Origin of the sequence: Rhodoferax fermentans, from assembly GCF_002017865.1 — a bacterium.
Classification (GTDB): domain Bacteria; phylum Pseudomonadota; class Gammaproteobacteria; order Burkholderiales; family Burkholderiaceae_C; genus Rhodoferax; species Rhodoferax fermentans.
On sequence record NZ_MTJN01000002.1, the window covers coordinates 3,548,843 to 3,559,320 of the forward strand.

Annotated in this window: 11 protein-coding genes and 2 riboswitches; of the genes, 8 read left to right on the forward strand and 3 right to left on the reverse strand. The window is 61.1% G+C overall.

Features of this window, described 5'->3' with window-relative positions:
* Positions 1-117: 117 nt before the first annotated feature.
* Positions 118-1,809, forward strand: a complete 1,692-nt coding sequence (locus RF819_RS16505) for an electron transfer flavoprotein-ubiquinone oxidoreductase (RefSeq protein WP_078365987.1) — start codon at positions 118-120, stop codon at positions 1,807-1,809.
* Positions 1,809-2,141 (forward strand): hypothetical protein, encoded by a 333-nt coding sequence (locus RF819_RS16510; protein ID WP_078365988.1) that lies wholly within the window; start codon positions 1,809-1,811, stop codon positions 2,139-2,141. The genes RF819_RS16505 and RF819_RS16510 overlap by 1 nt, the downstream gene beginning before the upstream one ends.
* Positions 2,142-2,181: 40 nt before the next feature.
* Here RF819_RS16510 and RF819_RS16515 read toward each other — a convergent pair whose 3' ends face one another.
* Both RF819_RS16515 and RF819_RS16520 read right to left on the reverse strand, forming a co-directional pair.
* Entirely contained in the window at positions 2,182-2,673 is a 492-nt protein-coding gene (locus tag RF819_RS16515; RefSeq protein WP_078365989.1) for a C40 family peptidase, read from the reverse strand.
* An 80-nt stretch (positions 2,674-2,753) separates the two neighbouring features.
* The gene (locus tag RF819_RS16520; protein ID WP_078365990.1) at positions 2,754-2,999 is read right to left on the reverse strand and encodes a hypothetical protein; all 246 of its coding nucleotides are present in this window, start codon (positions 2,997-2,999) and stop codon (positions 2,754-2,756) included.
* Between the two features lie 55 nt (positions 3,000-3,054).
* Positions 3,055-3,170: riboswitch (glycine riboswitch) on the forward strand.
* Positions 3,171-3,190: 20 nt separating this feature from the next.
* Positions 3,191-3,327: riboswitch (glycine riboswitch) on the forward strand.
* Between the two features lie 56 nt (positions 3,328-3,383).
* Between RF819_RS16520 and gcvT the strand changes: the two genes are divergently transcribed.
* From gcvT to RF819_RS16550, 6 genes are all read left to right on the forward strand, one after another.
* Complete coding sequence (gene gcvT / locus RF819_RS16525; RefSeq protein WP_078365991.1) at positions 3,384-4,532, forward strand: glycine cleavage system aminomethyltransferase GcvT; 1,149 nt, start codon at positions 3,384-3,386, stop codon at positions 4,530-4,532.
* 92 nt (positions 4,533-4,624) lie between these two features.
* A complete protein-coding gene (gcvH, locus tag RF819_RS16530; RefSeq protein WP_078365992.1) occupies positions 4,625-4,999 on the forward strand; it encodes a glycine cleavage system protein GcvH in 375 nt (124 codons plus the stop codon).
* A gap of 121 nt (positions 5,000-5,120) precedes the next feature.
* The gene (gcvP, locus tag RF819_RS16535; protein ID WP_078365993.1) at positions 5,121-8,060 is read left to right on the forward strand and encodes an aminomethyl-transferring glycine dehydrogenase; all 2,940 of its coding nucleotides are present in this window, start codon (positions 5,121-5,123) and stop codon (positions 8,058-8,060) included.
* 128 nt (positions 8,061-8,188) lie between these two features.
* Positions 8,189-8,908: an exonuclease/endonuclease/phosphatase family protein gene (locus RF819_RS16540; protein ID WP_078365994.1), complete on the forward strand. Its 720-nt coding sequence runs from the start codon at positions 8,189-8,191 to the stop codon at positions 8,906-8,908.
* Between the two features lie 51 nt (positions 8,909-8,959).
* Positions 8,960-9,394 (forward strand): putative toxin-antitoxin system toxin component, PIN family, encoded by a 435-nt coding sequence (locus RF819_RS16545; protein WP_078365995.1) that lies wholly within the window; start codon positions 8,960-8,962, stop codon positions 9,392-9,394.
* On the forward strand, positions 9,391-9,627 hold the full coding sequence (locus tag RF819_RS16550; RefSeq protein ID WP_078365996.1) for a YlcI/YnfO family protein: 237 nt from the start codon (positions 9,391-9,393) through the stop codon (positions 9,625-9,627). The genes RF819_RS16545 and RF819_RS16550 overlap by 4 nt, the downstream gene beginning before the upstream one ends.
* Positions 9,628-9,764: 137 nt before the next feature.
* Here RF819_RS16550 and RF819_RS16555 read toward each other — a convergent pair whose 3' ends face one another.
* The gene (locus RF819_RS16555) at positions 9,765-10,463 is read right to left on the reverse strand and encodes a ProQ/FINO family protein (protein ID WP_244899927.1); all 699 of its coding nucleotides are present in this window, start codon (positions 10,461-10,463) and stop codon (positions 9,765-9,767) included.
* Positions 10,464-10,478 lie beyond the last annotated feature (15 nt).

Consider the following 10,478-nt stretch of genomic DNA (forward strand, 5'->3'; position numbering starts at 1 on the left):
AAATAGAACGACCGTTCTATTTAGTGCAGCTCAGCCTCTAGAATTCGTTTTATCTTCGACAATCCGTCATCTGCAGCAGATGCGCTGCACTCTGACCATTATCCAGCGAGAACCACCATGACCCCCCAGGACATCCTAGCTCAGTACGGCCCACGCGAATCGATGGAATACGACATCGTCATCGTCGGCGGCGGCCCCGCTGGCCTGTCGAGCGCCATCCGCCTCAAACAACTTGCCACCGAACAAGGCAAAGAGGTTTCGGTGGTGGTGCTCGAAAAAGGCTCCGAGCCCGGTGCCCACATCCTCTCGGGCGCGGTGCTCGACCCGCAGTCCCTCACCGAGCTGTTCCCCGACTGGAAAGCCATGGGCGCACCACTGGACCAGCCCGTCACCGACGAGGCCATGTTGTTCCTCAGTGAAGGTGGCGCCTACCGCACACCCAACTTTTTGCTGCCCGAATGCAGCCAGAACCACGGCAACTACATCATCAGTGTGGGCGCGCTGACCCGCTGGCTGGCCCAGCAGGCCGAAAACCTCGGTGTGGAAATTTTCCCGGGCTTTGCCGCCGCCGAGGTGTTGTATGACGAACAAGGCGCGGTGCGCGGTGTGGCCACCGGCAACATGGGCATCGAGAAAAACGGTGAACCCGGCCCCAACTTCCAGATCGGCATGGAGCTGCTGGGCAAATACACCATTTTTGCCGAAGGTGCGCGCGGCCACCTGGGCAAACAGCTGATTGCCAAATACCAACTCGACGCCGGTTGTGACCCACAAAGTTACGGCATTGGCATCAAAGAACTGTGGGAGGTCGACCCGGCACGCCACGAACCCGGCTTGGTGGTGCACACCGCTGGCTGGCCGATGGACAACAAAACCTACGGCGGCTCCTTCCTGTACCACATGGCCGACAACAAGATCGCCCTGGGGTTCGTGACCGGTCTGAACTACGAAAACCCCTACCTGAGCCCGTTCGAGGAATTCCAGCGCTGGAAAACCCACCCCAACATCCGCTGGTACCTGGAAAATGACAAGGGTGAAGTAACTGCGAAAAGAATAGCATACGGCGCACGCGCCATCACGGCTGGCGGCCTGTTGGCCCTGCCAAAGACGGTGTTCCCGGGTGGTGCACTGGTGGGCTGTGACGCGGGTTTCCTGAATGTCAGCCGCATCAAGGGCACCCACGCCGCGATCAAGACCGGCATGCAAGCCGCCGAGGCGGCGTTTGAGGCCGTCACCAGCGGGCGAGCGCAGGACGAACTCAGCGCCTACCCGCAGGCATTCAAAAACAGCTGGCTCTACACCGAGCTCAACAAAGCTCGCAACTTCAAGGCCTGGTTCAAATACGGCCTGGGCGTGGGCACCCTGATGAACGGGCTGGAGCAGTTTGGCCTCAAGGGCAAGATGTCCTGGACCATCCACCGCGACAAGCCCGACCACGCCTACCTGAAGCCGGCCTCTGAATGCAAGCCGATTGCCTACCCCAAACCCGATGGCAAGCTGACTTTTGACCGCCTCTCCAGCGTCTTCATCAGCAACGCCAACCACGAAGAAAACCAGCCTGCCCACCTGACGCTCAAAGACGCCAGCGTGCCGGTTGCCATCAACCTGGCCAAGTACGCGGGGCCCGAGGCGCGTTATTGCCCGGCCGGGGTGTACGAGTTTGTCAAGGACGCCAACGGCGCCGACCAGTTGCAGATCAGTGCCCAAAACTGTGTGCACTGCAAAACCTGCGACATCAAGGACCCGACGCAAAACATCGTCTGGGTCACGCCAGAAGGTGGCGGTGGCCCCAATTACGCGGAGATGTGATGCCACCTTCGATGCCTGTCAAACCACATTGGTCGACTGAGCCGCAGGGACGCTGGTACCGCTGGCGCGGCTACACCGTGCGCTGGCTGCTGTTTGGGCTGGTGGTCAATGTGTTTCAGCCGGTGGCCAAGGATGTGGAATCCGTCTGGGTGGACAAGCTCTACCAGGCCTGGATCGGCCTGGTGTTTGGCGCTGCCTGTGCCGTGGTCTTCACACTGGCCGAAAACCGTTTCAACACACCACGCATCAAGTGGAAATCCTGGCTGATTGTGCTGGCCACCTGGCTCGGTGTGAAAGTGGCTTTTGTCAGCCTGATCGCGGTGGTGGACTGAGTTAAGAGACAACGCCCCAGTCACACTGGGGGCAGCCAGCTCAGGGGCGGCGGAACGCCACGCGTTGTGAGGCCCAGTATCTGCTGGCCAGAGACTCCAGCCTGACCTCACCGCCAGTCGAGGGTGCATGCACAAAACGCCCCTCCCCCACGTAGATGCCCGCATGGGTCACCGTGTCGCGCTGGGCAAACAAGACCACATCACCGGAACGGATCGCCTCACCCGCCACCGGCGCGCCCCAAAACTGCAGTTTGGCCACGGTGCGCGGCGGCACCACACCAGCACGTGACCGGTACACATGGCTGATCAGGCCGCTGCAGTCAAAACCACTCTCAGGGGTGTTGCCACCATACCGGTAAGGTGTGCCCACCAATCCAACAGCGTACAGGGTGACATCACCCGCTTGCTCAGGCGTCAAGCGCGACGGGATGTCTGCCGCAGGAGCCGCAGCGCCGCCTGACGCCGGATAGGCTTGCCAGCCACGTTGCGCCGTTGGTGGGCTAGCGCAGCCCGCCAGCAACAGCGCCAACATCAGCGTCGACAGGGCAAGACACCTGGGGTGGCCCCAGCTGCCAGCCACTGGGCGAGAGGGTGTTTGGCGCAAAGCTCTTGTCACTTCCAGCGCACCGCCAACAACACCATCAGCGCCACACCAATCGACCACAACAACCAGACCTGCGACACCGCATAAGGAAACACCATCAGGGCAAAACCAATCGCGGTGAATTCGGCGCGTTTGGTTTGTTTGCCACGGCGAAAGGCCAGCAAGCCAATCACCAAGAACACCACGATGCCGGTGATGAACGCGGTCTGGTTGGACACCAGGCCCAGAAAGAGTGCTTTGTTCGAATCATTCATGCTGCAAGAGTCAACCCGTTGGAACAGAACCGCATTATCGGTGGTGCAGTTAGAATTCCGCGCGTCAGGAGAGAGCCGCCCAAGCCAACAGGTTTCAGGGCAGCCGCCGAAGGCGCAGAACCGCTGATTGCAGTCGTTTGAACGCTCAGGCAAAAGGACTGACAAACGTCACACTCTGTTCAGAGTGTTGACGCATCCCCACTGGAGAGAGACACACCCAACCTGATGTGGTTTGTGTGTCCACCGAAGGAGCAACCCGCAGTCGACCCGCCATCTGGTGGGTCTTGGCCCGGCGAATCTCTCAGGTAAAGCGGACAGCGGGGGCAGCCTGTGACAGAACAGCCGTTGTGTCATGGTTTTTTTGGTCTGCCCCTGGAGTGCTTGATGTCCGCATCACCTGAATCGCTTTTGAACGTTCCCCTCAATGACCTGCACATCGCTCTCGGTGCGCGCATGGTGCCCTTTGCCGGCTACAGCATGCCGGTGCAATACCCGGCCGGTCTGATTGCCGAACACAAACACACCCGCACCGCAGCGGGTCTGTTTGATGTGTCCCACATGGGCCAGTTGCGCCTGGTCGGCCCAGATGCCGCCGCCGCGCTGGAGAGCCTGCTGCCGGTCGATGTGATCGACCTGCCCATCGGCAAACAGCGCTACGGCCTGCTGCTCAATGAAGACGGCGGCATCATTGACGACCTGATGTTTTTTCGCAAAGCGGCTGATGAGATTTTTGTCATCGTCAACGGCGCCTGCAAGGTCGGTGACATCGCCCACATCCAGGCCAAGATCGGCAGCCGCTGCCAGGTCATCCCGATGCCCGAATTTGCCCTGCTGGCGTTACAAGGCCCACAGGCGGTGACAGCGTTGTCCCGACTCGCACCCGGCGTGGAAAAACTGGTGTTCATGACCGGTGGCAACTTCACGATCAACACCGGCACACAGAGTATCAACGTATTCCTGACCCGCAGCGGCTACACCGGTGAAGACGGTTTCGAGATCTCGGTGCATGCTTCCGAAGCCCTGGCACTGGCCAATGCCCTGCTGGCCCAACCTGAGGTCAAACCGATTGGCCTGGGCGCACGCAACTCGCTGCGCCTGGAAGCCGGTCTGCCGCTCTACGGCAACGACATCGACGCCAGCACCACACCGGTCGAAGCCAGCCTCAACTGGGCCATGCAAAAGGTACGTCGCACCGACGGTGCCCGCGCTGGAGGCTTCCCAGGTGCTAGCAAAATACTAGCTCAACTGGCAGATCCAACAAGGGCTACAAGCCGAAAACGTGTTGGATTGATCGCCCTGGAGCGTATTCCCGTGCGCGAACACACCGAGTTGCAAGACCTGACCGGCGCCCGTGTCGGTGAAGTCACCAGCGGCCTGCTTGGCCCCACCATCGACAAACCCATTGCCATGGGTTATCTACCGCCCGCCTTGGCAACCATCGGCACCCAGGTCAACGCCATCGTGCGGGGCAAACCCGTCAAGATGGAAGTTGTGACCATGCCCTTTGTGCCGACCAACTATTTCCGCGGGTAAAGTCTGCGCCAGCCTGGGCTGGCGTTGGGCCGTACCGTGACCCGGTTTTTTCTTTTTCCTTCTGATTTCAACCTGTTTCTTTGGAGCACCACATGAGCATCAAATTCACCCCCGACCACGAATGGGTCCAGATCGACGGCAACAACGCCACCGTGGGCATCACCCACCATGCGCAGGACGCGCTGGGCGACGTGGTGTTTGTTGACCTGCCCGAAGTTGGCAAAACCTACGCTGCGAAAGACGCCGCTGCGGTGGTGGAGTCGGTCAAGGCTGCCGCTGACGTCTACATGCCCGCCAACGGCACCGTCACCGAAGTCAATGAAGCCCTGCGTGCCGACCCCGCTTTGGCCAACTCCGACCCGCTGGGCGCAGGCTGGTTCTTCAAGATGACACTGAGCAACCCGGCCGAACTCGACGGCCTGATGGACGAAACCAGCTACACCAGCTTTGCCGCTGACGCACATTAAAACTGCAGCGTGCCGCCGCCAGTGACCTGACTGGCGGCGCATGCACTGCTCTGCACTCCTGTGATGGCCTTGTCTGGCCGCGTTTCCCCGCCTGTTGTTTTGTCACCTCTGAGTCACCGCCATGCCCAACACCCCACCCCTGTCCGAACTTGAAAACAGCAGCGAATTCATCGCCCGCCACATTGGTGTGGACGCCGCCGATGAAGCGCTCATGCTCAAGGCGGTCGGCGCCAATTCGCGCGCCGAACTGATCAACGAGATCGTGCCTGGCAGCATCCGCCGCAGCCAGCCGATGGCGATCCCACCCGCCATCACCGAGGCCGCTGCACTGGCCGAACTCAAAGCCATTGCGGCCAAGAACAAGGTGGCCAAGAGCTACATCGGCCAGGGGTATTACGACACCCTGACCCCGGGTGTGATCCTGCGCAACATCCTTGAAAACCCGGCCTGGTACACCGCCTACACCCCCTACCAGGCTGAAATCAGCCAGGGCCGCATGGAAGCGCTTGTGAACTTCCAGACCATGATCACCGACCTGACCGCCATGCCGATGGCCAACGCCTCGATGCTGGATGAAGCCACCGCCGCGGCCGAGGCGATGACGCTGGCGCTGCGCATGAGCAAGTCCAAGTCGACCACCTTTTTTGTCGACAATGAGGTGCTGCCGCAGACCCTGGAAGTGATCCGCACCCGCGCCGAGCCGCTGGGCATCACCGTCAAAACCTGCACTGGCGACGAGGCCCTGGCCGACGAGAGTTTTGCGGTGCTGCTGCAATACCCCGGCGTGAGCGGTGTGGTGCGTGACGACCGCGAATGGATCGCCAACTACAAAGACAAAGGTGGTGTGGTCATTCTGGCTGCCGACCTGCTGGCGCTCACCCTCTTGACACCCCCCGGTGAACTTGGTGCCGACATCGCCATTGGCACCACCCAGCGTTTTGGCATGCCCATGGGCAACGGCGGCCCACACGCCGCCTACATGGCCTGCCGTGACGAGTTCAAGCGCTCGATGCCCGGCCGCCTGGTGGGGGTCAGTGTCGACGTGCACGGCAACCCGGCCTACCGGCTGGCCTTGCAAACGCGTGAACAACACATCCGCCGTGAAAAAGCCACCTCCAACATCTGCACCGCGCAGGTGCTGCCCGCCGTCATCACCAGCATGTACGCGGTCTACCACGGCCCGCAGGGCTTGAAGCGCATCGCCCAACGCGTGGCCAGCCTGACCGCTGTGCTGGCTGCTGGCCTGGAGTCGCTGGGCTACACCGTGGCCAACGCCACCGCGTTTGACACCCTCACCGTGGAAACCGGCGACGCTACTGCTTCGATAGCTAACAACGCCCTGCAGGCGGGGGCTAACCTCCGATTGGTGTCTAAAGACAGCTTGGGCATCTCGCTCGATGAGACCAGTACCCGCGCCGATGTGGAGGCGCTCTGGTCCTTCTTTGCTGACGCAGTGAGTGGCTGGCCCAACACCGCCCGCCGTGGTGAAACTGGCGGCCGTGGCCGCACCCTGACGTTTGCCCAGGTGGAGCCGCTGGCCGACTCCCTGCTGCCCGCCAAGCTGCTGCGCACCAGCACCTACCTGAGCCACCCGGTGTTCAACAGCTACCACTCTGAGACCGGCATGCTGCGTTACATCCGCCGCCTCTCGGACTTTGACCTGGCGCTGGACCGCACGATGATCCCGCTGGGCAGCTGCACCATGAAGCTCAACGCCACGTCCGAGATGATCCCGATCACCTGGCCCGAGTTTGCAGGCATCCACCCGTTTGCCCCGGCTGACCAGCGCCAGGGTTATGCCGAGCTGGACGCCCAGTTGCGCACCTGGTTGTGCCAGGCCACCGGTTACGCGGGCATCAGCCTGCAGCCCAACGCGGGCAGCCAAGGTGAATACGCCGGCATGCTGGCGATTCGCGGTTACCACGCCTCGCGTGGTGAAGCGCACCGCAACATCTGCCTGATCCCAAGCAGCGCCCACGGTACCAACCCCGCCAGCGCCACCATGGTCGGCATGAAGGTGGTCGTGACCGCCTGTGACGCCCAAGGCAATGTCGACATGGCCGACTTGAAGGCCAAGTGTGAACAATACAGCGCCAATCTGGCCGCGATGATGATCACCTACCCCAGCACCCACGGTGTGTTCGAGACCAATGTCAAGGAACTCTGCGCGCTGGTGCACAGCCACGGCAGTCGCGTCTACGTGGACGGCGCCAACATGAACGCACTGGTCGGCCTGGCCGCGCCAGGTGAGTTTGGCGGTGACGTGAGCCACCTTAACCTGCACAAGACCTTCTGCATCCCACATGGCGGTGGCGGCCCCGGTGTGGGCCCGGTGTGTGTGGTGGCCGATCTGGTGCCCTTCCTGCCCGGTCATGACGCGGGTGGCTTGGCGGGCTCGGGCGTCGGTGCAGTATCTGCGGCCCCGCTCGGCAATGCCGCTGTGCTACCGATCAGCTGGATGTACTGCCGCATGATGGGCTCGGCTGGCCTGCAGGCCGCGACCGAAGTCGCCATTCTGAGCGCCAACTACATCAGCGCGCGCCTCAAAGACCACTTCCCCACGCTCTACACCAGTGTGCCGGTAGACGGCAAACCGGGTCGTGTGGCGCACGAATGTATCCTGGACGTGCGCCAGCTCAAAGAAGCCACCGGTGGCGCCAACGGCATCAGCGCCGAGGACGTGACCAAACGCCTGATGGACTACGGCTTCCACGCCCCGACACTGAGTTTCCCGGTGCCCGGCACCCTGATGGTGGAGCCGACCGAGAGTGAAACACTGGAAGAGCTGGACCGCTTCATCGACGCGATGATCGCCATCCGCGCCGAAATCGCCCAGGTCGAACAAGGGGTCTGGCCGCAGGACAACAACCCGCTCAAAAACGCGCCACACACCGCCGCCACGCTATTGGAAGAAGAGTGGACCAAGCCCTATGCACGAGGGCTGGCGGCCTTCCCGGTGCCAAGTCTCAAACAAAGCAAATACTGGCCACCCGTGGGACGTATCGACAACGTCTATGGCGACCGCAACCTGTTCTGCTCGTGTGTGCCGGTGGGTGATTAAACCCTGAGGGTTTCGGCCCACTGTGAAGCTTGTTGGAAGGTCGTACCTGTCGTGGGTACGACCTTTTTCATTGGGCACGAGGTGCCACTAGACTCCAGAAAACTTCGCAACGCACACAGGGAGCCAGATTGACCACAAAACCGCTTCGCATCGTGACCTGGAACTGCAATGGCGCGCTGCGCAAAAAGTGGAGTCGACTCGCTGCTCTCAAAGCGGATGTCTACGTGGTTCAGGAGTGCGAAGACCCCAGCCAAACCACTGACGCTGCGTACACCGCCTGGTGCGGCAAGCACCTGTGGGTCGGCACGCACAGAAGCAAGGGCATCGGCGTCTTCGCGTCAGGCGATCTGACCCTGCAGGCAGTCCCCCTGGATGTGGGACGCTTGGAACTGTTTCTACCCTGCATCGTCAACGGCGACTGGCCGCTGCTGGCCACTTGGACCAAAAAGGCCAACTCTCCCAATTTTGGGTACATCGGGCAGTTATGGAAGTTCCTGCAGATGCATCAAACCTTTCTGATTCATCCGCGCGCCATGCTCATAGGCGACCTCAACAGCAATACCCAATGGGATCAATGGGACCGCTGGTGGAACCACTCCGATGTTGTGCGCGAGCTGTCTGAACTGGGGCTGGAAAGCTGCTATCACAGGCACTACTCAGAGGTGCAAGGTAAGGAAACGCGGCCCACGTTCTTTCTGCACCGCAACGCGGAGAAGCCCTACCACATCGACTATGGTTTCACCGCAGCGCAATGGGTCGTGCAAAACGTGGCCGTTGGCGCCAACTCAGACTGGCTGGCAGACAGTGACCACTTGCCCCTGGTCTTTGATTTGGAGCGGTCAGACTGACGTCAAAAACAAAGGCACACAACGCCTCTTTGTGATATTGTCGGCAATATCATGATAATCCGCGCTGTACTGGACACCAACATCCTGGTCGCTGGTATTTCCAGTCAGCTCGGTGCGTCGTTTATATTGCTGACGCATGCCTTGAACCGGAACTTTGAGCTGGTCGCCTCGCCAGCGCTGTGGCTCGAATACGAGGCGGTGCTCAAACGCCGCGAGATCATGAACCTGCATGGCCTGGCGGCCAACGATGTGGATGACATCCTGAACGCCTTGGCGCAGGTGGTCACGCCGGTGCAATCACACTTTTTGTGGCGGCCGCAGCTGCGTGACCCCAACGATGAGATGGTGCTGGAGGCTACCGTCAATGGCCACGCCGACTATCTGGTGACGCTGAATGTGAGAGATTTCACATTGGCAACGAGTCGCTGGCAGTTCAGGCTGCTGTCACCTGGCCTCTTTTTACGTTTATTGGAGAACACATCATGAGCCAAGTCGCCCTGCGTTTGCCCGACTCACTGCACCAACACGCCAAGCAACTGGCAGCCCAAGATGACGCCTCGCTCAACCAATTCATCGTGACAGCTGTTGCCGAGAAGATTTCGGCCCTCAACACCGAGGCCTTTTTTCAAGAGCGCGCCCGCCGCAGCGACCAGGACAAAGCGGTGGCAGCCCTAGCCAAAGTTCGGCGGGTTGCACCACAAGCAGGTGACGAACGCTGAGCCGGTGCACACACACTCAGGTCCTGGATACGGCCCGCTTGCATCCGTTTCGCGGTCAGTCCAGTCATTAAAAAAACCGCCTGGGGTAACCCCGGCGGTTTTTTTGTTGGGCGGGTCGATCAGACCCGGGGTCCAGCTCAGGCCTTGCGCTGCTTGAGCGCGGTTTGGATCTGGCGCACATCCATGCCGAGTTCAGCGGCGAAGTCTTCCACGGTCTTGCCGCTGGCATCAAAGGCCCGCAGCAGCGCCGCCTGGCGGGCACGTTGCTGTTCGACCTCGTCGATCACCTCGTCGAGCAAGGCGGCAACTTTCTCATCCAGCGTGGTCAGGCGCGACAGGTAGTCCTGGCGGGTCAGGCCGCTGGCCTGGTAGGCGGCCAGCATCTGCTTGCGCAGTTTGGGCAGCAAATCTTCGTCAGAGCGCGCCTGGCGGCGCTGGAACACTTCTACGATCGACAGCAGCACATGCTCGGGCGCCACCGGCTCCACCACCTGGCCTAACAAGTCATGGCGCGGCAGGCCTTGGGCCACACTTTGCAAATAGCGGGTAGAGCGGGTGTGCACACCCAGCGCCACTTTGAGCTCGTCCTTGGCAAACACCTCGGGGTGGGCCGCCAGCAGGTCCTGGAACACACCCAGCTTGAGCGGCACAAAACGCTGGCCAAACAGATGGGGATACAGCTCAAACAGCTTCTCCAGCACCGGCTGGGCACTGGCAAAGCGGTTTTTACCCTTGGCAGGTGGTGTGCTGGCAGCTGCTGGCGCAGTGGCCGGGGCAAGGTTCTCCGAAGGTGAATCGGTCATGGTCTCAGCGGAAACTGGCAGGATATCGGTCATGGCGTGAATCGGGTC